Here is a 24,072-nt window from a genome sequence, read left to right as displayed (position 1 = left end):
GATGAGAATCCGCAAGCTTCTCTTATTAACCGTGGTGCTTACGTTGCTGGGCGGCACGGCTATTTTTGCGGACACGGTCTCGCAGAAGGTGAAGATCATATTCAACAAGCAGGAGATGGACGACGACGGAACGCTCATCGACGGCAAGGCTTACGTCGGCGTCCGCTCGCTTGGCGACGTCGTGCAGGGGATTGTCGCCTGGGACGACAGCGCGAAGAAGGTGACGATCTACAAACCGAACGTGCACATGTTCCTGATGACCGGCAACAAGCCTTTCGGCTCGGTAGCCAAAGGCAAAGTCAGCTTCCGGGTGTTCGCGCAGATCGACAATTTGCAGACGAGCATCAGCGGCTTCAAGGTGACGATCGCCGATCCGTACGGAGACGAGACATGGATCGACGGCCGCACCGACAAGGACGGCGACTTCCCTTCGGACAAGGACAACTTCTGGTTCACGTCCGCCGACACGTCCTATGAATTCAAATACAGCGGGAAATACACGGTTCGCTTCTGGATGAAGCCCTCCGACAACTCCCCTATGCAAGTCGTATCCGAGAAGACGATCATCTCCAAATAAGGCGTTCCGGCGCGCTCCGACCGGTGCAGGGCGGGGCGCTTCGTTTGACCGGATAGGCCGTGAAATGGTACGATACGGAAGCAGGTAAATTCAACCGATCGAACGGAGGTTCTCCATGAGCGATCATGTTCATGACGAAAATTGCGATCACGAGCACGAAGAGGCCGTGTTCGTCGTAACGGACGAAGACGGCAACGAACACGAGATGGTGCTTGTGTATACTTTTGAGAGCGGCGATCAGGCGTACGCGGTACTGCTCGATCGCAACGATCCCGAGGACGACGGCGTCATCTTCCGCATCGAGGAAGATGGGGAAGACGAAGTGCTCGTCAACATCGAAGACGATGAAGAGTGGGAGCGCGTTATGAAAGTATACGAAGAATTGGTTGCACAGGAAGCGGACTGATTCGACCCTTGTTCAGGCTTAACGGGCAAGAGCCGCTCCGGCGTCCGCAACGGACGAAGGAGCGGCTCTTTGTTGCGCCGTTTATTTCCGAGGGTTATAGGAAAGGATGCGCCCGTTGAACAGCTTCACTTCGGCCAGCAGACGCTTGCCCAGCCACTTGCAAAATTCGTTGGCTTTGGACTTGTCCCCGTGGGTCGCTCCATCGGGAAGGACGACGTGAACGAACGGAATTTCGGCTTCGCCTTCGGAGCGAACGCCCGTTCCGAACAGAATGAAGCGGTACTGCGGGGTTTTGCCCTTCAGATAGAACCACCGCTCTTCTTCGCCGGGCTTGGTCTCGATGGAATAGGGGAATGCCGCCTCCGCGTAATTCCAATCCAACTGCTGCCCGGTAAGCGAGGTTTGTTCCCGGTAATGCAGAAGATGCTCCTTCACGTCCTCCAAGGCAATCCGATCTGCGGCGGATCCTTGAACAAGCGAAATGTAAGCGCTTTGACTCATCGGTAGCCACCCCCCAAGGGAAATGATAGCATCTGCGGAACGGATTGGCAACGAGTTCCGTTGCTGCGGAGGAGGGACGTGATGTTCGAGCCTCTGTACGACTTGACGGAATCGTCTAATGTGAACTTTGTCGGATGCGCTTCCGAGAGCAGCCGGTTCGACTTCGCCATCGTCTATAACAGCGACCAGCCGAATGAACAAAGCCCCCGCAGCCGGTGCCGATGCCGGAAGCGGGGGCTTTGGTTGCCGTCGGGCTGCAGACAGTCAGGAGATGGCCGTCTCCTCCACGATGACTTTGATTTGCCGAACGGAGCGGTCTTCCGGTCCTTTGACCGGCAAGCCGACGTCCAAATGCTCGACGATATAATCGATATTCTCCTGGGAGATGACTTCTCCCGGGAGCAGGATCGGAATGCCGGGCGGATAGACGTAGATGAATTCCGCGATGATCCGTCCGGCCGATTCGGTCAGCGGCACCGCCTCCGTCTCGCCGTAGAAGGCATCCCGGGGCGTCAGCGACAGATGCGGAATTTCCGGAATTCTCACAACGACATCCTTTACCTCCCGAGTATGACGGAACTCGTCAGCCATGCGGGCGAGAGCTTCGACGAGGATGCCCAGCGATTCCGCGTCGTCGCCCGGCGTCACGAGGCAGAGGATGTTGTACATATCGCTCAGCTCGACTTCGAGGCGGTAACGCTCGCGCAGCCAATTTTCCGCATCGTATCCCGTAATGCCGAGATGGCGCACGTGAATCGTCAGCTTCGTCGGGTCGTAATCGTGAGTCGCCTCGTCGCCGAGAAGCTCTTCACCGAAGCAATACAGACCTTCGATCTTGTTGATGGCCTCCCGCGCTTCCTGGGCCAGCCGGACCGTTCGCTCCGCGAGCTCCCGCCCGTGCAGCGCGAGCTGGCGGCGGGCCGCGTCGAGCGAAGCGAGCAGCGGATAAGACGTCGACGTCGTCGTCAGCATGCTGAGTATCGTCTGCACCCGCTGAATGTTGACGCGGCCGGCGCGGACGTTGAGAATCGAGCTTTGGGTCATCGAACCGCCCAGCTTGTGAACGCTGGTGGCGGCCATGTCAGCGCCGGCCTGCATGGCGGACATCGGCAGCCGGTCCGAGAAATGGATGAGCGCGCCGTGGGCCTCGTCGACGAGCACCGGAATGTCGTACTCGTGGACGAGATCGACGATCTCCTTCAGATTGGCGCAGACGCCGAAATAGGTCGGGTTGATGACGAGCACGGCGGCGGCGTCGGGATGCCGTTCGAGCGCCCGCCGCACCGAGCGGGTCGTAATGCCGTGGTCGATCCCGAGATTGCGGTCGCGCACCGGGGACAAGAACACCGGGCGAGCCCCGGAGAAGATGATCGCGGACAAGACCGATTTATGAACGTTGCGCGGAACGATGATTTTGTCGCCTTGGCCGCATACCGCCAGAATCATCGCCATGATGGCGCTGCTCGTTCCCTGCACGGAGAAGAAGGTGGCGTCGGCGCCGAACGCGTCGGCCGCCAGCTGCTGCGCTTCCAGGATCACGCCGACAGGCTGATGAAGGTCATCGAGCGGCGCGATGTTGATCAGGTCGATGTCGAGCACGTTCTGCCCGATATATTCGCGAAACGCCGGGTCCATGCCGGTTCCTTTCTTATGGCCCGGGATATGGAATTGTACCGGATTCTGCGCCGCGTGACGCAACAGGGCGTCGAACAGGGGAGTGCGGGAATGATCCAAAGATAAGCGCCTGCCTTTCCATGCCGTAACGTACGGTTGAATGAACAAGCATGAGTATAGCAAAAATGGGGGGGAATGCAACATTCGGCGATCCGGCGCGGGACGGGGGAGCACCGCCACGGGAACGCATCCGGCCGCAAGCTGTCACGAAAACGCCATCAAACGGGATTTGGAACGGACTTGCGGCTGTGCTACCATATTTTATGGAGTCGGAACACATTCGCACCGGAGGAGAGAATCGCTTTGCGAAGCAAGCTGGTAATCGTCGCGCTTATGCTCGTGACGACCTTCATCGGATTCGGCATCATTATTCCCGTTCTGCCGCAAGCCGTGACCGATATCGACCCGGAACGGGCGAGGCTTCATACCGGAGCGATGCTGTCGCTGTATTCGCTCGTATCCTTTCTATTATCCCCCTTCTGGGGAAAACTGTCGGGCCGGATCGGCCGGCGTCCGGTCATTATGACCGGCGTGCTTGGCTTCTGCCTCAGCTTCCTGCTGTTCGGGCTGTTCATCGACAACCTCGCCATGATGTACGTGTCGCGCCTGCTCGGAGGCTTGTTCTCCGGCGCTGTGACCGCCTGCATCGTCGCTTACGTCGCGGACATTACGACGAACGAGGAACGGACGAAAGGAATGGCCGTCGTCGGCATGAGCATCGGGCTCGGCTTTACGTTCGGACCGTTCGTCGGCGGAGAGCTGAGCCGAATCTCGCTGGCGGCGCCGTTCTACGCGGCGGCCGGGCTGGCGCTCGTCACCTTCGCCGCCGCCTGGAGCAAGCTGCGGGAATCGCTGCCGCCGGAGCGGCGGGCCGAGATCGCGAAGCAGCCGAAGGTGTCCCGCTGGACCGCGTTCCAGGGGCCGCTCAAAAACTTGTACGTGCTCGCCTTTTTTGTGACATTCTCGCTGGCCATCCTGGAGGCGACGATGCAGCTGTTCGGCATGGAGCGGTTCGACGCTACGCCGCGCAACGTCGGCTATATGTTTTTCTTCTGCGGCATTGTCGGCGCTCTCGTCCAGGGCGGCGTCGTGCGGCGCAGGGTCAAGAAGGGGCAGGAGGGAGCGTACATCGCCGCGGGCCTGATCATTTCGGCGCTCGGCTTTTTCCTGCTGCTGACCGCCCGCCACTGGGGAACGGCCACCGTTTACCTGTGTATTTTCGGCATCGGCAACTCACTGATCCGGCCTTGCGTCACCTCGCTGATTACGCAGAAAACGAAGGTCGAACAAGGCGTCGCCTCGGGCCTCAGCTCGTCGATGGACAGCCTCGGCCGCATTGTCGGGCCGATTCTCGGAACGTCGCTGCTCGGCCTGTACGCGTTTCTGCCGTTCATCGTCTCCGGCGCGCTGTCGCTTGCCGCGCTCGGCCTGCTGGCCCGCTTCCGCAGCGAAGACCGCGCCTTGGCGAGCGCGGAACGGTAATGGATTTGGAAACCTCCGACCGCATGGCGCGGATCGGAGGTTTTTTTGTTTGCGCTTTGTGTGTGGGGGGCCGTTTGGCGAGCCGTAAGCCGCTAATGTCGGGTTACAGAGCTGAGGTTCACCGTTTGACCAGTCGCCTCCCCTTTCGCCCGCGAACTTTAATCCCCCCTCATCCTCGTTTCAGTTTGATTTAAGTTTTGTTGTTTATCTTGTTTATCGAGACAAGGCAAACACAGAAACGAGGGATTTCTATGAACGACAAACGGCGATCCGGGCGCAAGCCCGATTGGCCATTGGCGGCTGCCGCTCTGATGGCGGCCATTCTGAATGTGTACGGCATCTGGAACGATCACTACGTGAATGCCTATTATACGGCGGCCGTAACCAGCATGCTGCAAAGCTTCCATAACTTTTTCTACGCTTCGCTCGACCCCGGCGGTTTCGTAACGGTCGATAAACCGCCGCTCACCTTCTGGATTCAGACGATCAGCGCGAAAATTTTCGGCCTGCACGGCTGGAGCGTCATCTTGCCCCAAGCGCTCGCGGGCGTCGGCTCCGTGCTTCTCGTGTATGCTCTCGTGAAGCCGTCGTTCGGTCGATTGGCCGCGCGGCTGGCCGCCTTCGCGGCCGCGTGCACTCCCGTCGCGGCGGCGGTCAGCCGCACGAACAACGTGGACGCCATGCTGGTGTTCACTCTGCTCGTGGCGACCTGGCTGTTGTTCAAAGCCGTCCGCACGGGCAAATGGGGCTGGGCGGTCGGCGCCTTTGCGGTCGTGGGTCTCGGCTTCAACGAGAAAATGATGCAGGCGTTTATGGTGCTGCCCGCCTTCTATTTGTTCTATCTGATCGCGTTCAAGACGAACTGGAAGCGCAAGGTGGCCGTTCTGGCCGGGGCGACGGCCGCGCTCGTCATCGTCTCGCTGTCTTGGGCGGTCTACGTGGACAGCGTTCCGAAGGACCAAAGGCCGTATATCGGAAGCAGCCAGACGAACTCCGTGCTGGAGCTGGCGCTCGGCTACAACGGCGTATCGAGGCTGACAGGCAACCGCGGAATCGGCGGAGGCGGAGGAGGAGGGGGATTCGGCGGCGGCATGCCGAACGGATTCCGGATGCAAAATCCGGACGGCACGGCTTCCGTCAGCTCGCCAACGGGGGACGACGGCGGTTCGAACAACCGGGGCAACGGCTCAAGTGCGGTTGACGGCTCCGTTCAAATGGCGGCTCCCGGGTCGAGCGGGAACGCCGGCGGACAAGGAAGCGCCAGCGACGACGGCATGAGCGCTCCGAACGGCACGGACAGCCAAAGTGGCATGAGCGGCCGAGACGGCCGGGACGGCGGCTTCGCCAATGGCCGCCTCGGACGCCAAGGCTTCCAGGGCGGCGGATTTCCGGGTGGCGGCATGTTCAACACCGGAAGGAAAGGCCCGCTGCGGCTGTTCCAGTCGGAGCTGTCCGGCCAGGCAAGCTGGCTGCTTCCGTTCGTCGGCTTCGCGGCGGTCGGGCTGCTCAGCGGCATCCGCCGCAAACAACCGCTCACGGCGAAGCAGAAGGAGACGCTTTTCTGGCTGGCGTGGCTCCTTCCGGTCATGGGCTTCTTCAGCGTGGCAGGCTTCTTCCACCAATACTACCTGATCATGCTGGCGCCCCCGATTGCGGCGCTCGTCGGAGCGGGCTGGACGGAGCTGTGGAGCTTCTACCGGGATCGGGCGGGCTGGCGGCGCTGGCTGCTCCCGGCGGGCGTGGCCGCGACGACCGCGTTTGAAGTGTACGTTTTGTACCCATACGCGGATCAAATCGGCATTCTGTGGCCGATCGTCGTCGGCGTCGTCGGGCTCTCCCTGTCGGTCATCCTGACGGCGAACATTTGGACGAACCGGCGTTCCTACTACACGGCTATCGCGGCTCTGGCCGTTCTGCTGCTGGCACCGCTCTATTGGGCGGCCACGCCGATCGTGTACGGGCAGAGCAGCCAACTTCCGGCTGCCGGTCCTTCGAGCCAATCGGGCTTCGGCGGCGGCCGAGGCGGCTCGGTCAGCAGCATCAACGAAGGCCTTTACGAATATCTCAAAGCCCACAACACCGGTGAGAAATTCCTGTTCGCCACGACAAACGTCAATACGGCGGAAACCTACATTATCCATACCGGCGAAGCGGTGATGGCGATGGGCGGCTTCTCGGGCAGCGACCCGATTCTGACGGTCGACAAGCTGAAGGAACTGGTGCAGGAAGGACAAGTGAAATATTTCTACCTGTCCGGCGGCGGACGGGGCGGCAATTCGGAAGTGACGCAATGGATTCAGGAGAACGGGACGGAGATCCCGAGCAGCGAATACGACAGCGGAACTTCGGCGTCTTCCGCAAGCGTCAAGAGAGGCAGCGGCGGCTTTGGCGGCTTCGGAGGCGGACCGGAATCGTCCGGCGGCACGCTGTACGAAGTGACCTTGAATTAAGGAGGGACATCGACATGAGCGCAAACATTCGCTTTTCCATCGTCGTGCCGGTTTATAACGAGGAGGCGGTCATTCAGGAGACGTACCGGCGTCTTCGGTCGGTCATGGATTTGACCGCGGAGAGCTACGAGCTGCTCTTCGTCAACGACGGCAGCAAGGACCGGACGTCGGTCATTCTCCAATCGATCGCCCTGACGGATCCGCGGGTGAAGCTGATCGATTTCTCCCGCAATTTCGGGCATCAGGTCGCCATTACAGCGGGAATGGATTACGCCTCCGGAGCCGCGGTCGTCGTCATCGACGCCGACCTTCAGGACCCGCCGGAGCTCATTCTCGAGATGATCGCGAAGTGGGAGTCGGGCTACGACGTCGTCTACGCCAAGCGGATCGAAAGGCAGGGCGAGACTTTCTTCAAGAAAATGACGGCGAAGCTGTATTATCGCCTGCTCCGGGCTTCCACCGACATCGACATTCCGGTCGATACCGGCGACTTCCGGCTGCTGGACCGCAAAGTCGTCGACGAGCTGAAGAAGATGCCGGAGCGCAACCGTTACGTACGGGGGTTGGTCAGCTGGGTCGGCTTCCGGCAGACGGCGATCGAATACGTCCGGCAGGAGCGGTTCGCGGGCGAATCCAAATATCCGTTCAAGAAAATGTTGAAGCTGAGCCTGGACGGACTCACGTCCTTCTCCAACAAACCGATCAAGCTCGCCGTTTCCGGCGGAACCGTGCTTTTTGCCGCAGGCTTCCTCTACCTTCTCGCCGATTCGATCGTCTCGATCGCCGGCCGCGCCGCCAACGGCTTGAATTATATCGCCGCCCTGCAACTGCTGCTGGCCGGCATCGTGCTAGGTGCGGTCGGGCTGGTCGGGGAGTACGTCACCCGCATTCTCGACGAAGCGAGGGGGCGCCCGCTGTACATCGTTCGCGCCTGCTACGGCATGGGAAAGCAGGAGAGGCGGGCGAGCCGCATTGTTTGAACTCGCCGCCGTCCGGCGATGGCTGAAGTTCGGTGTCGTCGGCGGGGCGAACACGGCGGTCGATTACGGGGTATTCGCCGCGCTGACGCGGTGCGGCCTCCCCTATCTCGCCGCCCAATGCCTCTCCTACGCCTGCGGCGTGCTGAACAGCTACGTCTGGAACCGAAGCTGGACGTTCCGGGACCGCGCGGCTTCGACCCGTTCGCTGCCCCGGTTCGCGGCGGTGAACGCGGCGACGTTCGCATTGACGTCGGCTTTGTTGTACGCGTTCGTCGGGCGCCTCGGCTGGCCATTGCTGGCCGGCAAGGCGGCGGCGACCGGAGCCGGTCTCATCTTCAATTACGCTGGAACGAGCAAGTGGGCGTTCCGCGATCCGGGCAATTCCACCAGAAGGAGCGATACGCCATGAAAATCCGCAAAGCCGTCATTCCCGCGGCGGGGCTCGGAACCCGCTTCCTGCCCGCCACCAAGGCGCAGCCGAAGGAGATGCTGCCCATCGTGGACAAGCCGGCGATCCAATATATCGTCGAAGAGGCCGTTGCCAGCGGCATCGAGAGCATCATCATTATTACGGGGCGCAACAAGAAAGCGATCGAGGACCATTTCGACAAATCCGCCGAGCTGGAGCGGGTGCTGGAGGAGAAGGGCAAGACGGAGCTCCTCGAGGAAATCCAAGGCATCCAGGGGCTCGCGGCCATTCACTATATCCGTCAAAGCGAACCGCTCGGGCTGGGCCACGCCATTCTGTGCGCGGAGCAGTTCATCGGCGGGGAACCGTTCGCCGTTCTGCTCGGCGACGACATCATGGTGTCGGACCCGCCCGCGCTGAAGCAGCTGCTGCACGTTTACGAAGCTTACGGCAAGACGGTCGTCGGCGTGCAGCCCGTTCCGCAGGACGACGTCGGCAAATACGGGATGATCCAGGCCGAGCCGTTCGCGAGCCGGCTTTACGAGGTGGAAGATCTGATCGAGAAGCCGCGGCCGGAGGAAGCGCCGTCGAACGTGGCGATTCTCGGGCGCTACATTTTGACCCCGGCGATTTTTCCCGTTCTTCACGAGATCGAGCGCGGCGCGGGCAACGAATTCCAACTCACCGACGCGCTGAAGGTCGTCTGCCGTTCCGAGGGCGTGCTCGCGCTCGAGATGCAGGGCGAGAGGCACGACATCGGAGACAAGTTCGGCTACCTGAAGGCCATTGTGGAAATGGGGCTGAGGCGCGACGAGCTTCGTCCCCGGCTGCTCGATTATTTGCAAGACCTGTGCGCGAGGAACGGCGTGAACGTGCCGGGCTGACGTCCCCCGCACCGACTTCGGCCGGATAAGGCCTCCGTCTTCGGTCCAGGTGCAAAAACGGTCTGCAGCCGTTTCCTGATCTTTCCCGCCCCCCGTTATCATGAATATGAAAACAGACCATGAAAACATGGAGCGGAAGGGGAAAGATCCAAGTTGAAACCATTTATTCAAGGAGCGTTCCGCAACAAGGCGGCCATCGCGATTCTGGTCGTGATGGTGCTCGGCCTCGGCCTTTTCAGCTATTTGAAGCTGCCGATGGAATTTTTGCCGGAAGCGGACAACCCGCAGGTCACGGTAAGCGTCATCGGTCAAGGCTATGACGCCGCGACGATGGAAAGCCAGGTGACGAACCCGCTGGAGCAAGCCTTGGCGGGCGTCAAGGGCAAGACGAACATTTTCTCGACGTCGGGAGACGGCTTTTCCCAGGTCAATCTGAACTTCGATTCCAAGACGAACATGAAGGACGCGAAAGCGGAGGTCGAACGCGCGGTCGGCGCGGTGCCTTTGCCGGAGCGCGTATCGCCGCCGTACGTCGTCCAGTTCAACACTTCGATGATCCCGATCTCCTTCGCGTCGCTTACGTTCCAGGACGGAACGACCGAGGCGCGGAAGGAAACGATCGAGCGGCAGGTCGTCGATGCGTTCCGCTCGATCGACGGCGCCGGGGAAGTGCAGCTGTCCGGCAAATCGACGCCGACCGTCGCCGTCACTGCCGATCCCGCGAAGCTGGCCGCCAAGGGCGTGCCGCTTCAGGCGCTGTACGCCGTGCTGCAGGGACGGGACGCCTCCGCTTCGGTGGGCCAAACCTCCCTGGACGGGACGGTCGTCAATTTGAACGTGGCGTCGGCGAATCTGCAAAGCATCGACGACTTGAAGAAGCTGCCCGTCGCAAACGGCGTCACGCTCGGCGACGTCGCCGACGTGAAGCTGAACGACGATCGGGAGAGCGTCAGCCGCGTCGACGGCAAGGATTCGCTCACGCTGGTCGTCTCCAAAGCGGCGAACGCCAACGCGGTCAGCGTCGGCAAAGAAGTGGCGAAGACGATCGACCGTCTGAACGGCGAATACAAGGACGCCTCGCTGAAGCTGCTTATGAGCACTTCCGATCAGGTCGTGGACTCCGTCAACAGCATGCTTCGCGAGGTGCTCATGGGCGCGCTGTTCGCCACGATCGTCATCCTGCTGTTCATGCGCAACTTCCGGGCGACGCTGGTCACGATCGTGTCGATCCCGCTGTCGCTCGCCTTGACGCTGTATTTGCTCGATCTGTCCGGCATTTCGCTCAACATTCTCACCTTGGGCGGCGTCGCCGTCGCCGTCGGTCGTCTCGTGGACGACAGCATCGTCGTCATCGAGAACATTTTCCGCCGCCTCCAGAAGGAATCGTTCTCGGTCGGCCTCGTCGTCGACGCGACGAAGGAAGTGTCCCGGGCGATCACCGCGTCCACGCTGACGACGGTGGCGGTGTTCCTGCCGATGGGCCTGCTGCGCGGCTCGCTGCAAGCGTTCCTGCTGCCGTTCGCCTTGACGGTCACCTACTCGCTGCTGTCGTCGCTGCTCGTCGCGCTGACGGTCGTTCCGCTTCTGAGCGCAGGCGTGCTGCGAAACTCGACGATCAAGGAGCATCAGCCGTCCAAGCGGTTTACCGCTTTCCTGCATTGGAATCTTCGCCACAAGTGGGTGCCGCTGGCCATTGCGTTCGTTCTGCTCGTCGGTTCGCTGGCTACGTATTTCAGCCTCCCGAAGGGCGCCGTCGATTCCTCCAGCGCGTCCAGTCTGAACGTCACGCTCGAATACAAGCCGGATACGCCGGTCGATCAAGTGCTGGATAACGGGAAAAGGCTGGAGTCGTTCCTGCTGAAGCAGGAGGAAGCCGAGTGGGTCATGATGAGCATGGGCAACAGCGCCGACGCCGCGAAATACGGCAGCGTGCAGTCCCCGACGCTCGTCTCCTACAACGTGAAGATGAAGGAAGGCGCCGACGCCGAGAAAGTCATCGAGGCCGTCAAGGCCGAGCGTTCGCAGTTCCCGGGCGCGGAGCTGAACGCCGGTGCCGGCTCGTTCTTCGGCGACGGCAGCTCTACGCAGGTGTTCGTGGACGTAACCGGAGACGATCTGAGCCAATTGACGGCTGTGGCCGACGAAGCGATGGCGAAAATCAAGCCGATCAAAGACGTGCTCAAGGTCGAAAGCAACCAGGAGGAGCGCAAGACAGTTTACACGCTGGCCGTGAACGCGGCGGAAGCGAAAGCTTCCGATATCGCTTCCCAGCTGCAAGGGATGCTGAATCCGGTGCCGATCGGCACGCTGCATGCGGACGGCCGGTCGCTGCCGGTCGTGCTCGAACCCGCGCTGCAGCCGAAAACCGCGGCCGACCTGACAAACCTGACGGTGATGACGGACGCCGGTCCGAAGCCGGTATCCAGCGTCGCCGAGTGGGTGAAGGAAGAGAAGCCGACGAAGTTTTATCATAAGGACGGGAAAAGCTACGTTCGCATTACCGCGACGGTCGAGCCGAGCCGGTTGTCCGTCGTCGGGAACGAAATTTCCAAAGCGATGAAGGAGCTCTCGCCGCCCGCAGGGGTGAAGCTGTCGGTCGGCGGCGCGTCGGCGGACCAATCCGCGGACTTCGCCAGCCTGTTCGCCATGATGATCGTCTCCATCGGCATCGTCTATCTCATTATGGTCGTCACCTTCAAGACGCTGCGGGCGCCGATCGCCATTCTGGCTTCGATTCTGTTCGTGCCGATCGGAGCGGTGCTCGGGCTCATCGTCTCCGGCGTGACGCCCGACTTCACCGCCATCTTCGGCGTCGTCATGCTCATCGGCATCGTCGTTACGAACGCGATCGTGCTCATCGACCGCGTCAAGACGAACGAAGAGCGGATGACGATCCGCGAAGCGCTGCTGGAAGCGGCGGGCACGCGGATGCGCCCGATTCTGATGACGGCCGTGGCCACCGTGTGCGCCATGCTGCCGCTCGTGTTCGGCCAGGCGGAGAGCGGCAGCATCGTCTCCCGGAGCCTCGCCATCGTCGTCATCGGCGGCCTCGTCGTCGCCACGCTGCTCACGCTGGTCATCGTGCCCTGCCTTTACGAACTGCTGTTCTTCCGCAAATCCCGCCGCCAGCGCGCAGCGGCGCGGCAGTCGGCCGCGGCTTGACGCAACCGAAAACGGCCTTCCGCGTTCCGTCCGGAACGGGAAGGCCGTTTTTTTGCGCCGCAGATACGTCAGGGCTGCGCCATCTTGTACAGCGGCAGCAGCGTCGCGAATACCGACTCCGCCTTGCGAAGAAGAGCGTCGCCGCTCCCGAGCAGCGGGTCGCCGCGCCGGATGTGGACGCCGCACGTCAGCTCCGCCGCCTTGACGCTTCCGAGCCGGCGGAACAGCGCCTCCAGCTCCTCGTCCGTCAGCTCGCCATGGATCAATCCCGACGGCACCATATGGTCTTTCGACCAAACGTAGTGCGGCGGCACCGAGGCGCGGATCGATGCGAGCTCGCGCGCCGCGCGTTCCGCGAATACCGTCTTGTTCGGGCATTCGTAGATGATGGCGAACTGAATGAACAGATGTGTGGACCAGAGGCCGATCTGAAAATGCGGGAACGCCTTGTAGCCTCTGGCGCTCGGGGACCAGGCGACCCACGTGTCGTCCGGCGGGTTGACCGAGCGTCTGGCGTGCCTGGCGACGTGGGGGAACGTTTGCTCTCCTGTCAACCGGGCGATGACGGGAGCGAGCGCGTCTCCCAGCAGGTGAAGTTTCGGGCGGACTTGTCCGACGATCGCTTCCATGCGGCCTTCCAGGCCGGGCACGCTCATGGCGTCGAAGTCCTGCTCCGCGAATCCGGCGAAGCCGGGGTTGGCGGTTGCTTGCATGTTCAAGTCACCTCGCGGCTATAAAGTTGCGGCCGGAGTTTCCCCGGTTCCGGGGCTCCGGAAAGCTTTCCCTCACTATACTGGAAAATAGTCAAGAAACCAAGTTGCCTTATCATAAGATGGAGTATAAGATAGTGGTAAGAACAAATATTCTGAACATTCGGTCAACGCTCGAACCATGCGAACTCGGCAGGAGGGGGGGATGGCCGTGCACCGGAGCCATGAGGTTGAATATTGCAATTTGGAGCTTCGATTCGACCGAAGGCAAATTCAGAATTTGATCCGGGAGCTCATCTCGGAAGGGTACTCCTTGTACTGGAACGAGAACGAGCAGCAGTTCCTAATCTCCGTGCGGACCGGCCGCAAATTGCTGAAGCTCAGGTTTCAACGGACGCGCAATCGTTACAAGATGGTAGGCGATTACATCGTGAAGGACGAGAAGCTGGCGCAATGGATCGAGAGGCTTATCAACGATTCCCGGGGTCATGCCGTCGTCAAGCGGTTTCGGGACCGCCAAGTGCTTATCGAGAACATTATGTTTGGCGAAATCATTCGTCTCGTGGAGGTGTCGGGCATGGAACATCGGATTATTTTCCAGAAGCGTCCCCAAATTACGGTAGAAGATATGGTTCAGGCATTCAAGTCCAAGCGGGCGGAACACCGGGCGGGTGTTCTCCGGCTTGAAATCGATTACGAGCTTGCGGTGCTCCATGAGGCGCTGCAGCAAGAACGGACGGAAGAAGTCGAAGCGAGCAAGAGGCGGCTGGAAGAGATGCGCAAGGAGATGCTTCTGCTCGAGCTGTAGCCTTCGCCTCGCGTTGCGTACCGGGGCGCCCTTCGGGGCGCCTTTCCGGATGTTCGCGAACATTCGGTTGAATGCGCTTACCGATTCTATATAATGGGTATTGTGCAGGATGCAACGCGTGGGGAGGAGTCTTAATGAGATTCAAGAAGAACGACAAGCTCGTCATGATCGGCGACTCGATCACGGACTGCGGCCGCAACCGCCCGGTCGGGGAAGGCATCGGCGATCCTTACGGCAAAGGCTACGTGTCGCTGGTGGACGGCTTGCTCAAGACCGTCTATCCGGAGCTGGCGATCCGGGTCGTCAACATGGGCACGAGCGGCAACACGGTCCGCGATCTGGCCGAGCGCTGGCAGAAGGACGTGCTGGACTTGAAGCCGGATTGGCTGTCCGTCATGATCGGCACGAACGACGTCTGGCGCCAGTTCGACCAGCCGTACATACCGGAGTCGCACGTTTATCCGGAGGAATACGAGGCGACGCTGGACGAGCTCGTGGCCAAGACGAAGATGCGGGTCAAAGGCATCGTGCTGATGACGCCTTTCTATCTGGAGCCGAACCGGTCGGACCCGATGCGGGCGACGATGGACCGGTACGGCGAGATCGTGAAGCGGGTCGCCGAGCGGCACGGCACCGTGTTCGTCGATACGCAAGCCGCGTTCGACGAGGTGCTGGCGCATATTTATCCGGCCGCGCTGGCGTGGGACCGGGTGCATCCGAGCATGGCCGGCCACGCGACGCTCGCTCGGGCGTTTCTCCAGGCCGTAGGGTTTGTGTGGCAATAAGCGCAACAATGAGCCGTTCCGTCAGGCCGATGGCCTCGGGACGGCTCTTTTCTGCGCTTCCATTTGTATATTCGGAGCAGGAGCAAACCATACTCATACTAGGAAAAAAACGGATGAGAACAAGCGCTTGGACGAGGAGATCGCCATGGGCAACGGAAAAAAATTGATGAAGCGTCTGCTGCGTTCCGTTCGGCAAAAGTCTGCAAACGCCGACCCGCAGGGCCAAGATCCGAATCCACCGACCGAACTCTCCGCCAATCTGGACGAGAACGTTCGGATGATTCAGAGCATCTACGAGGATTGTTCCGACGTCATTTTTCACGACTTTTTCATTGGCGGTCAAACCCGCGCCGTGCTTGTTTACATCGAGGGTTTGACGCATATCGAAGAGGTCGACCGACACGTGCTCGCGCCGCTTCAGCAACATTTCGCGCTGGAACCCGAACTTCCGAACATTCGAAAAGCAATTGCCGTCTCGTCCATAAAAGAGTTGAAAAGCACGACCGATATCGTGGAACAATTATCCGGCGGCAATCCCATCCTGTTTGTGGAAGGGGAAAAGCAAGGCCTGTCGGTCGGATTGCCCATGTGGGAAAAACGGGCGATCGAAGAGCCTTCGGCCGAGTCGGTGTTGCGGGGGCCCCGGGAAGGCTTCATCGAATCGCTGCGGAGCAACACGGCGTTGCTGAGGCGGAAAATAAAAAGCCCGAACCTGAAAATCAAAGCGATGAACATTGGCGTTTATTCCGGAACGAAGATCGCCGTCGCCTATATCGAAGGAATTGCGGCTCCCGCATTGGTCGAGGAAATGATGAGCCGGTTGCGGCGGATTGATATTGACGGCGTCCTGGAAAGCGTTTATATCGAGGAATTGATCGAAGACAATCCGACATCCCCTTTCCCTCAACTTCTATCGACGGAACGGCCGGATGTGGCGAGCGCCTATTTGCTGGAAGGACATGTCGTCGTGCTGGTCGACGGAACTCCCAGCGTGCTGGTCGCGCCGGTGACGTTTATTTCCTTGCTGCAGTCGCCCGAGGATTATTATGAGCGATATGTTGTAGGTACGGCGATTCGTTGGCTGCGCTATTTGTTTTTTGGCATCTCGTTGCTGGGTCCTTCCTTTTACGTCGCCGTCATTACGTATCATCAGGAGATGATTCCGACTCCTCTGCTGCTCACGATGGCGAAATCGCGCGAGCAAGTCCCGTTTCCCGCCTTGGTGGAAGCTTTGCTGATGGAATCGATGTTTGAAGCGCTGCGCGAGGCCGGAGCCAGGCTTCCCAAGCAAATCGGAACCGCCGTCAGCATTGTCGGGGCGCTTGTTATCGGCCAGGCGGCGATTGCGGCCGGAATCGTATCCGCTCCGATGGTCATGGTCGTGGCCATAACGGGGATTGCATCGTTTATGGCTCCCCGGTTTACCGTAGGCATTGCGATCAGGCTGCTTCGTTTCCCCATGATGCTCCTTGCTGGGTTTCTCGGATTCCTCGGCCTGATCCTGGGGATCATTGTCATTTTGAATCATCTGCTCTCCCTTCGTTCTTTCGGAGTTCCCTATATGTCGCCTCTGGCTCCGTTCAAAAGCCGCGATTTGAGAGATGTGCTTGCGCGGGCTCCGCGCTGGATGTTGAACACGCGTCCGCACCTGACCGGAAAATGGAACCCGTATCGGCAGGCGCCCGGACAACGGCCGGGTCCGGCCAAAGGGGACGAAGGGGGATAACCGGAAGGGGATTTGCATGGACGCAACCAAACGAAAAGCCGTTTTCGCCCTCTTCTTCCTGTCTGTACATGCGCTTTGTCTTACCGGCTGCTGGGATCGAACGGAAGTGAACGATTTGGCGATCATTACGGCAGCCGGTTTGGATTTGACGGAAGATCAGCAGTTGGAACTGTCCGTAAAAATTTATCTTACGTCATCCTCGTCCACTCCGCAGATGGGCGGGTTCTCCAGTCCCAACAGCGGAGGGGCCGGATTGTCGGTCGTTCGTTCGGCGACGGGACTTACCGTGGCGGATGCGGCTTCCAAATTGCAGCAGTTGATAAGCCGCAAGGTGTTCTGGGGACAGGACGAAGTGTTCATTTTCGGGGAAAGATTGTCGAGACAAGGCTTTGTCGAACCGATTGAATTTCTGATGCGGCATCCCGGTCCGAGAGAGCGCAGCAACGTATTCGTCAGCAAAGGCATGGCGAAAGACGTGCTGCAACTGGCCCCTCCCATCGAACGCTCCATTGCGGATTCGTTGCGGAAAATGGCCAAGTTGCAAACGGGACTGAACATCACCATGAAAGAACTGGCGCAAATGATGGGCGGCAAGGCCAAAGCGGCCGTCCTCCCCATGGTGGAAATCAAACCGAGAGAAGCCAGCCAGGATGCGTTTGCGTTTATTAACGGATCGGCGGTTTTGAAAAACGGAAAAATGGTCGGACGGATGAACAAGGTTGCGACCCGGGGGCTCATGTGGCTGAGAGACGAAATCGAATACGGCACCGTGACCGTTTCTCCGGAAAACGCCGGCGGAAACGTTTCCTTCCAGTTGCGGAGAAGCCACACCAAGCTGGTTCCGCACATACGCGGGGACGACTGGAGCATCGAAGTCCGAGTCGAGACCTGGGATGACATCGTTGAAAATGCGACAGACCTGGATCTTTCGGTGCCGAAGCATATCGAACAATTGAGAACCGCATTGGAAGCCGATATCCGGCAACGGACGGAAATGGCTCTGGCGCAAGCGCAGAAGGAATGGAACGCCGACGTTTTTCAATTCGCCGATGCGTTTTACCGCAAATATCCGAAAGAATGGAACCGCAACAAGGACCGCTGGGACGCCATCTTCCCGAAGGTGAAGGTCAGGGTGGAGGCGAGATCCGTCATTTCCAGACCGGGATTGATCGGCAAAAGTCCCCTTATTCCGAATCAGAGGTGAGCAAAAATGAAATGGACGGCGGTTCTGGGGATCGCGGCGCTTTTGGCTCTGATGGCTGCGTACGAATGGCCGAAAACGAAAGGGAAGAAGGAGAAAACCGCTTTTGCCGCCATTGCCGTCCTGGGAGGCCTCTTGGCTTCCTGGCTCGTTTTCTATCCGGAGACGCCGGGGCCTACGCAATGCCTCGACGCTTTATATAAACCATTGGTAAAGATGATCGAGAATTTAACCCAGGAAAGGAGCGGATGAGGAAGATGGTTGAGAAAGGGAGAATTTCCGCCTTTCAAATGGGCAGAATGATCTATTTGGCCATTACCCCGACGGCGATTCTCACCACGCCTGCGATTACGTTCAAATTTGCGAAGCAGGATATGTGGATTTCGCCGATTTGGGCGTTTTGCGGATTGATTACCCTTTATGCCGTATTTCGGCTCCACGCGATATATCCCGGACGCAATATCGTCCAGGCGTGCGAAGCCGTCATCGGCCGGTTGCCCGGAAAATTGCTGGGAGCCCTTTTCCTGCTTTATTATTTATATCTCATCGGGATTATTTTGCGGGAATACGGCGAATTCGTGGTAGGCTCCTTCCTGTTTACTACGCCGCTCATTGTGGTGTCGGGCAGCATGGTGCTGGTTTGCGCCATCGCCGTACGCGGAGGCGTCGAAATTGTGGGGAGATTCGCCGAACTTTTGCTTCCCGCCTTTGTTACGCTGTTTTTATTCATCATTATTCCGATCATTCCGGATCTGCGTGTGCCGAATATGTTCCCGATCATGGCAAATGGGATAACGCCTTCGCTTGCAGGCGCTTTCGTCCTGCAAACCTGGTTCAGCGAACTGATCAGCGCCTCGTTTTTGCTCCCTCTTGTAGCCGATCAAAAAAAGGCGAAAACAAGCGTTCTGATTGCTTTGTTGATGATCGTTCTGACACTGGTCGTTGCCAATCTGGCGACGCTGATGCTTCTCGGGGACATAACGGGCGGCTATACTTATCCGTTTCTAATTTTGGCGAGGTACATCAATCTGGCTGAGTTTTTTACCCATCTGGAGGCGATATTCATGGCCATCTGGGTGTTGGGCGCGTTCGTGAAAATATGCGTCTTTTTTTACGTGACCGTTCTTGGCGCCGCCCAATGGATGAACCTGTCCGATTATCGCCCGATCGTGTTCCCGATCGGCCTTCTGGTGACGTTGAGCAGCATGTGGGTTGCGCCCGATCTTCAGAAATTAACTTTTTCGATATCGACGTCCGTGACGTTTTCCGCTATGACGATGTTCGTGATCGTTCCGATGCTGCTGCTCTGTCTTGCCTGGGTGCAAAAACGATGGCGGGGAACGGCGGCAAAGGGGTGAAAAAACGGATGCACGGGGTCGGAAAGCAATGCGATCAGTTTGTTCGAGACTCGCCGCCGCGCCGATCCTAGTACGTCTTCACCGCCGGCGGCGTGTAGGCCGAGAAACGGTCGAGCAGCCGGGCCGGATCCTCTTCCACGATCATTGCGGACAAATATTGCTCCTGCATGAAGCGCTCCTTGGCCATATGGCGCAGCAGCTCGACGAGCGGGTCGTAATACCCGTTCACGTTGAGCAACCCGAACGGCTTGCGGTGAAGCCCCAGCTGGGCCCACGTGAAAATTTCGAAAAACTCCTCCAGCGTCCCCGGTCCGCCCGGCAACGCGATAAAGCCGTCGGCCTGCTCGGCCATTTTGGCTTTTCGCTCGTGCATCGTCTCGACGACGACCAGCTCCGACAGCCCACGGTGGGCGATCTCCCGATTTTGCAGAAAAGCCGGCATAATGCCGATCGCTTGTCCGCCCGCTTCCAGAACCGCGTCCGCGACGGCGCCCATGATGCCTACGCATGCGCCTCCGTACACCAGCGCGACGCCCCGCTCCGCGAGCTCGCGTCCGAGCGCCCTGGCGCCGGCCTTGTATGCGTCCGACGCGCCGTCGCTGGATCCGCAATAAACGGCTACCTTGTTCATGCTCATTCTCCTTCCGATTCGGTGCAAGTACGATTATAGCGAACCTGCGCGGATAGATAAACCGGGCTGCGGAAGCGTTGCGCGCCGCGCCGTTTTTTCCCGGGCGGAGCGCCGCTTGGGGCCAAACATGAAAGTTCGATGAAGAATGTTTTCATCCGGGGCCAAAAAGAGTACAATAGGCATATTGTAAAAATCTTGTACCAAAGGATGAAGCGAATTATGTCTAAAGCACACATCGGCGTCGTCGGCATGGCCGTCATGGGACGCAATCTGGCCTTAAACATCGAAAGTCGCGGATTCACGGTAGCCGTCTACAACCGTTCCCGCGAGAAGACGGACGATTTGATGAACACGGACGGCAAGGGCAGAAACCTCGTGCCGACGTATTCCGTGGAGGAATTCGTCGCTTCGCTGGAGAAGCCCCGCAAAATTTTGATCATGGTCCAAGCGGGTGCCGGAACGGATGCCACCATCCAGTCGTTGACGCCTCATCTGGATAAGGGCGACATCATCATCGACGGCGGCAACGCTTACTTCCTGGACACCCAGCGCCGCAGCAAGGAGCTGACGGAGCAAGGCTTCCACTTCATCGGCACCGGCGTATCCGGCGGCGAGGAAGGCGCGCTCAAAGGTCCGGCCATCATGCCGGGCGGCCCTGAGGAAGCTTACAAGCTCGTCGAGCCGATTTTGACGGGCATCTCCGCGAAGGTGAACGGCGATCCCTGCTGCACATACATCGGACCGGACGGCGCCGGCCACTATGTCAAAATGGTGCACAACGGCATCGAGTACGGCGATATGCAGCTCATTTGCGAAGCTTACCAGCTGCTGAAGGACGTGCTGGGCCTCTCCACGGACGAGCTGCACAGCATTTTCAGCGAATGGAACAAAGGCGAGCTCGACAGCTACCTGATCGAGATCACCGCCGACATCTTCTCGAAGAAAGATCCGGAGACGGGCAAACCGATGGTGGACGTCATTCTCGACTCCGCCGGCCAGAAGGGCACCGGCAAATGGACGAGCCAAAGCTCGCTCGACCTGGGCGTGCCGCTGTCCATCATTACCGAATCCGTCTTCTCCCGCTTCCTGTCCGCCATGAAGGAAGAGCGCGTCGCCGCCAGCAAAGTGCTGAAGGGCCCGCAAACGGCTCCGTTCCAGGGCGACAAGGCGGCGTTCGTGGAGAGCGTGCGCAAGGCGCTGTTCGCGAGCAAAATTTGCTCCTACGCGCAAGGCTTCGCGCAAATGCGCGCGGCTTCGGAAGAGTACAACTGGAATCTGCAGTACGGCAACATCGCGATGATTTTCCGCGGCGGCTGCATCATCCGCGCCCGCTTCCTGCAGAACATCAAGGACGCGTACGACCGCGATCCCGGTCTGCGCAACCTGCTGCTGGACGACTACTTCAAGAATGTCGTGGAGTCCTATCAGGACGCATGGCGGGACGTCGTCGCGACGGCGGTTCGCTACGGCATTCCGGTGCCTTCGTTCGCCAGCGCGCTGGCCTATTACGACAGCTATCGTTCCGAACGGTTGCCGGCCAACTTGCTGCAGGCGCAGCGCGACTACTTCGGCGCGCATACGTTCAAGCGCGTCGACAAAGAAGGCACGTTCCACCACAACTGGATGGAGTCCTGATTCAGGGGAGCGTGTCCAACAGCAAGGCGCGCAAACGCTCCATGTCTTGGCCGTGCAAGTCCTGGCGGCGGAGCAGGTGCATCGCCAGATCCGCATAGGCGGCGAAAAGCGCAAGCAGCCGTGGCCGATCGAGCCCCGTCCATTCGGGCGCTCCTTCGGCCACTTTTCTTTTGATATAGTCGAGCGCCCAAATCAAATCTTCCCTGCGGAGCGGGTAATCGGGGTTCAGCAAGCGGCGGAGCGTATCGGGCACGACGGGAGCGTCGGGCGTTCGGCGATTCGGTGCGGACTCCATAACGGGCATCACCTTTTTGCATCAAAGTTATTACCATCCATACGGTAGAAAGGCTTGATTTATACCTGATGCGCATTATGCTATGATAGGTGAAGCAAAAGACGCGAAATGGGGAAACGTTCTTGAGCGGATTCAGCAAACCACGCAACATCGTTTTGGTCGGATTCATGGGGACGGGGAAATCGACGGTAAGCCGAATCCTGGCGGAACGTCTCGGTTGGACCCGCGTCGATACGGACGACGAGATCGTCCGGCAGGCGGGCCGGAGCATTCCGGAGCTGTTCGCCGAGCAGGGCGAGACGGCGTTCCGGGATTGGGAAACCCGCGTGCTGGCGGAGGTGCTGGACGGAAGCGGCCGCGTCGTCGCCACCGGCGGAGGCGCCGCGCTTCGCGAGGAGAACCGCCGCTGCATGCGGGCCGGAGGCTGGGTCGTCGCGCTGACCGCGGATAAGAGGACGCTGCTGTCGCGGGTGACGGCGGGCGGCGACGCGGCCGGCCGGCCGCTGCTGGCCGGGGACGCGGAGGCGCGCATCGACGCGCTGCTGGCCGCCCGCCGGCGCGCCTACGACTTCGCGCACGCGACGGTCGACACCTCGCGCCTGTCGCCGGACGAGATCGCCGGGATGCTGCTGAGGTGGATGTAGCTTACAGGCTGTCCCAGGCCAGCATGCCGCCGAGCATGTTGACGGTGCGGTCGTACCCTTGCGCGGACAGGAATTCGCACACTCTGCCGCTGCGGTTGCCGCTCCGGCAGATGAAGATGACTTCCTTGTCGCGGGGAATTTCGTCCAGCCGATCGGGGATTTGGCCCATCGGAATGTGGATGGCGCCTTCGATCATCCCCTGGGCGACTTCCTCGTCCTCGCGGACGTCGATCAGCACCGGCTTCTCGCCGGCGTCGAGTCTGGCTTTCAATTGTTCGACCGTAGTCGTCTTGTAACTCATGGAGGAAGCCTCCTTTCCTTATCCTGCATTCATCATAAAGAACGGCCCGTCGGGCTGTCAAATCGGGCGCGGCTGCCTATCTATCACCTAAACCAGAAGGAGCGTTTTTCAGGCATGGACATGATCGTAACGCCAACCGCCAGGCTGCAAGGAGAAATTCAAGCGCTATCGTCCAAAAATTATACGACCCGCTACCTGCTCGTCGCGGCTCTCGCGGAAGGCACGAGCACGATTCGCTTCCCGGCGCACAGCGAGGACAGCGACGCGCTCAGACGCTGCATTCGCGATCTCGGGGCGGTGGTGGAAGAGGACGACGAGAAGATCGTCATCCAAGGGTTCGGGAAGCGCCCGTTCCCGGTCAAGGAGCTGAACGTCGGCAACGCCGGCGCGGTGCTGCGCTTCCTGATGGCCGTCGCGGCGCTGCTGCCGGAAGTGACTTTCGTGAACGCGTATCCGCAATCGCTCGGCAAGCGCCCGCACGACGACCTGATCGCCGCCCTGCAAAGCATGGGCGTCGAAGTGGAGCACCAGAACGGCCGGCTGCCGATTACGATTCGCGGCGGCCGGCCGCGCGGCGGCAAAATCCAAGTGTCGGGCAGCGTCAGCTCGCAATATTTGAGCGCGCTTCTGTTCCTCGCACCGCTGCTGGACGAAGACAGCGAGATCGAAGTGCTGAACGATCTCAAATCCAAGGTCGTCGTCGGCCAGACGCTGGAGGTGCTGGCGCAGGCGGGCATCGTCGTCGAAGCTTCCGCCGACTTGATGCGGTACCGGGTGCCGGGCCGGCAGCAGTATAAAGCCCAGACGTACACCGTTCAGGGCGATTACCCGGGCTCGGCGGCCATTCTGGCGGCGGCGGCCGTCACGGAATCCGACGTGACCGTTCACCGCCTGCTCGAGAACAGCAAGCAGGGCGAACGGGCCGTCGTCGACGTGCTCCGCAGCATGGGAGCGCCGCTGACGCACGAGAACGGCGTCGTGCGCGTCAAGGGCAACGGCAAGCTGATCGCGGGCGAGTTCGACGGCGACGAATTCACCGACGGCGTGCTCGCCATGGTGGCGGCCGCCGTGTTCGCCGAGGGCACGTCGCGCTTCTACAACGTCGAAAACCTGCGCTACAAAGAATGCGACCGCATTACCGACTTCTTGGCGGAGCTTCGCAAGGCAGGCGCGAACGTCGAGGAGAAGCGCGACGAGATCATCGTCCACGGCCGGCCGGAAGGCGTCGAGGGCGGCGCCCTGATCGACGCGCATTTCGACCATCGCGTCATTATGGCGCTGACCGTCGTCGGCTTGCGCTCCAAGCAGCCGATCCGCATTCGGGACGCGCACCACGTCGCCAAGTCGTATCCGAACTATTTCGACCATTTGAAGGCGCTTGGCGCGCAGGTCGAGTGGGTAAAGTAACAACCGTCGCGCGGTCGGGCAGGCCGGTCGCGGCAACGGTATCTCA

The 24,072-nt window shown here is 60.0% G+C and carries 23 protein-coding genes; 17 read left to right on the top strand and 6 right to left on the bottom strand.

What is annotated here, in order from left to right:
- Window position 1: 1 nt before the first annotated feature.
- Together G485_RS0101255 and G485_RS0101250 are read left to right on the top strand one after the other, a co-directional pair.
- Window positions 2-577, top strand: a complete 576-nt coding sequence (locus G485_RS0101255) for a hypothetical protein (RefSeq protein WP_027091020.1) — start codon at window positions 2-4, stop codon at window positions 575-577.
- Window positions 578-692: 115 nt separating this feature from the next.
- Complete coding sequence (locus G485_RS0101250) at window positions 693-983, top strand: DUF1292 domain-containing protein (RefSeq protein WP_027091019.1); 291 nt, start codon at window positions 693-695, stop codon at window positions 981-983.
- Window positions 984-1,064: 81 nt separating this feature from the next.
- Here the strand turns inward: G485_RS0101250 and G485_RS0101245 are convergent, their stop codons facing one another.
- Window positions 1,065-1,484 (bottom strand): DUF1885 family protein, encoded by a 420-nt coding sequence (locus G485_RS0101245; protein WP_027091018.1) that lies wholly within the window; start codon window positions 1,482-1,484, stop codon window positions 1,065-1,067.
- A 264-nt stretch (window positions 1,485-1,748) separates the two neighbouring features.
- Complete coding sequence (locus G485_RS0101240) at window positions 1,749-3,218, bottom strand: aminotransferase class I/II-fold pyridoxal phosphate-dependent enzyme (RefSeq protein ID WP_027091017.1); 1,470 nt, start codon at window positions 3,216-3,218, stop codon at window positions 1,749-1,751.
- Window positions 3,219-3,461: 243 nt separating this feature from the next.
- On the opposite strand from G485_RS0101240, the gene G485_RS0101235 reads away from it, so the two are divergent.
- The 6 genes from G485_RS0101235 to G485_RS0101210 all read left to right on the top strand — a co-directional run bounded on the left by G485_RS0101235 (window position 3,462) and on the right by G485_RS0101210 (window position 12,525).
- Entirely contained in the window at window positions 3,462-4,640 is a 1,179-nt protein-coding gene (locus G485_RS0101235; protein WP_027091016.1) for an MFS transporter, read from the top strand.
- 251 nt (window positions 4,641-4,891) lie between these two features.
- Entirely contained in the window at window positions 4,892-7,090 is a 2,199-nt protein-coding gene (locus tag G485_RS0101230) for a glycosyltransferase family 39 protein (RefSeq protein ID WP_051317934.1), read from the top strand.
- Window positions 7,091-7,104: 14 nt separating this feature from the next.
- The gene (locus tag G485_RS0101225) at window positions 7,105-8,070 is read left to right on the top strand and encodes a glycosyltransferase family 2 protein (RefSeq protein ID WP_027091014.1); all 966 of its coding nucleotides are present in this window, start codon (window positions 7,105-7,107) and stop codon (window positions 8,068-8,070) included.
- Entirely contained in the window at window positions 8,063-8,479 is a 417-nt protein-coding gene (locus G485_RS0101220) for a GtrA family protein (protein ID WP_035154318.1), read from the top strand. The genes G485_RS0101225 and G485_RS0101220 overlap by 8 nt, the downstream gene beginning before the upstream one ends.
- On the top strand, window positions 8,476-9,363 hold the full coding sequence (galU, locus tag G485_RS0101215) for a UTP--glucose-1-phosphate uridylyltransferase GalU (RefSeq protein WP_027091012.1): 888 nt from the start codon (window positions 8,476-8,478) through the stop codon (window positions 9,361-9,363). The genes G485_RS0101220 and galU overlap by 4 nt, the downstream gene beginning before the upstream one ends.
- A gap of 153 nt (window positions 9,364-9,516) precedes the next feature.
- Entirely contained in the window at window positions 9,517-12,525 is a 3,009-nt protein-coding gene (locus G485_RS0101210; RefSeq protein ID WP_027091011.1) for an efflux RND transporter permease subunit, read from the top strand.
- A gap of 68 nt (window positions 12,526-12,593) precedes the next feature.
- Here G485_RS0101210 and G485_RS0101205 read toward each other — a convergent pair whose 3' ends face one another.
- Window positions 12,594-13,238: a YktB family protein gene (locus tag G485_RS0101205; RefSeq protein ID WP_027091010.1), complete on the bottom strand. Its 645-nt coding sequence runs from the start codon at window positions 13,236-13,238 to the stop codon at window positions 12,594-12,596.
- Between the two features lie 208 nt (window positions 13,239-13,446).
- Between G485_RS0101205 and G485_RS0101200 the strand changes: the two genes are divergently transcribed.
- The 6 genes from G485_RS0101200 to G485_RS0101175 all read left to right on the top strand — a co-directional run bounded on the left by G485_RS0101200 (window position 13,447) and on the right by G485_RS0101175 (window position 19,113).
- Window positions 13,447-14,043 (top strand): hypothetical protein, encoded by a 597-nt coding sequence (locus tag G485_RS0101200; protein WP_027091009.1) that lies wholly within the window; start codon window positions 13,447-13,449, stop codon window positions 14,041-14,043.
- Window positions 14,044-14,177: 134 nt separating this feature from the next.
- Window positions 14,178-14,828: an SGNH/GDSL hydrolase family protein gene (locus tag G485_RS0101195; RefSeq protein WP_027091008.1), complete on the top strand. Its 651-nt coding sequence runs from the start codon at window positions 14,178-14,180 to the stop codon at window positions 14,826-14,828.
- 145 nt (window positions 14,829-14,973) lie between these two features.
- Window positions 14,974-16,554 (top strand): spore germination protein, encoded by a 1,581-nt coding sequence (locus tag G485_RS24710; protein WP_084423044.1) that lies wholly within the window; start codon window positions 14,974-14,976, stop codon window positions 16,552-16,554.
- Between the two features lie 16 nt (window positions 16,555-16,570).
- A complete protein-coding gene (locus G485_RS0101185) occupies window positions 16,571-17,758 on the top strand; it encodes a Ger(x)C family spore germination protein (protein ID WP_027091007.1) in 1,188 nt (395 codons plus the stop codon).
- A gap of 6 nt (window positions 17,759-17,764) precedes the next feature.
- The gene (locus G485_RS0101180) at window positions 17,765-18,007 is read left to right on the top strand and encodes a hypothetical protein (RefSeq protein WP_027091006.1); all 243 of its coding nucleotides are present in this window, start codon (window positions 17,765-17,767) and stop codon (window positions 18,005-18,007) included.
- Window positions 18,004-19,113 (top strand): GerAB/ArcD/ProY family transporter, encoded by a 1,110-nt coding sequence (locus G485_RS0101175; RefSeq protein ID WP_240489034.1) that lies wholly within the window; start codon window positions 18,004-18,006, stop codon window positions 19,111-19,113. The genes G485_RS0101180 and G485_RS0101175 overlap by 4 nt, the downstream gene beginning before the upstream one ends.
- Window positions 19,114-19,180: 67 nt before the next feature.
- On the opposite strand, the gene G485_RS0101170 is transcribed toward G485_RS0101175, so the two are convergent.
- Complete coding sequence (locus G485_RS0101170; RefSeq protein ID WP_027091004.1) at window positions 19,181-19,744, bottom strand: LOG family protein; 564 nt, start codon at window positions 19,742-19,744, stop codon at window positions 19,181-19,183.
- A gap of 219 nt (window positions 19,745-19,963) precedes the next feature.
- Between G485_RS0101170 and gndA the strand changes: the two genes are divergently transcribed.
- Window positions 19,964-21,379, top strand: coding sequence for an NADP-dependent phosphogluconate dehydrogenase (gene gndA / locus G485_RS0101165; protein ID WP_027091003.1), 1,416 nt, complete (start codon window positions 19,964-19,966; stop codon window positions 21,377-21,379).
- Between the two features lies 1 nt (window position 21,380).
- On the opposite strand, the gene G485_RS0101160 is transcribed toward gndA, so the two are convergent.
- A complete protein-coding gene (locus tag G485_RS0101160; protein ID WP_027091002.1) occupies window positions 21,381-21,674 on the bottom strand; it encodes a hypothetical protein in 294 nt (97 codons plus the stop codon).
- A 122-nt stretch (window positions 21,675-21,796) separates the two neighbouring features.
- On the opposite strand from G485_RS0101160, the gene G485_RS24705 reads away from it, so the two are divergent.
- A complete protein-coding gene (locus G485_RS24705) occupies window positions 21,797-22,318 on the top strand; it encodes a shikimate kinase (protein ID WP_276203324.1) in 522 nt (173 codons plus the stop codon).
- 1 nt (window position 22,319) lies between these two features.
- Here the strand turns inward: G485_RS24705 and G485_RS0101150 are convergent, their stop codons facing one another.
- Window positions 22,320-22,619 carry a rhodanese-like domain-containing protein gene (locus tag G485_RS0101150; RefSeq protein WP_027091001.1) on the bottom strand — a complete coding sequence of 100 codons (300 nt, stop codon included), beginning with the start codon at window positions 22,617-22,619 and terminating at the stop codon, window positions 22,320-22,322.
- Between the two features lie 114 nt (window positions 22,620-22,733).
- On the opposite strand from G485_RS0101150, the gene aroA reads away from it, so the two are divergent.
- The gene (aroA, locus tag G485_RS0101145; RefSeq protein ID WP_027091000.1) at window positions 22,734-24,026 is read left to right on the top strand and encodes a 3-phosphoshikimate 1-carboxyvinyltransferase; all 1,293 of its coding nucleotides are present in this window, start codon (window positions 22,734-22,736) and stop codon (window positions 24,024-24,026) included.
- Window positions 24,027-24,072 lie beyond the last annotated feature (46 nt).

The sequence above is a fragment of the Cohnella thermotolerans DSM 17683 genome (genome assembly GCF_000429825.1).
In the GTDB taxonomy this organism is placed as follows: Bacteria; Bacillota; Bacilli; order Paenibacillales; family Paenibacillaceae; genus Cohnella; species Cohnella thermotolerans.
The sequence above is the reverse complement of the archived record's forward strand: the minus strand, read 5'-3'. Positions and strand labels throughout refer to the sequence as shown.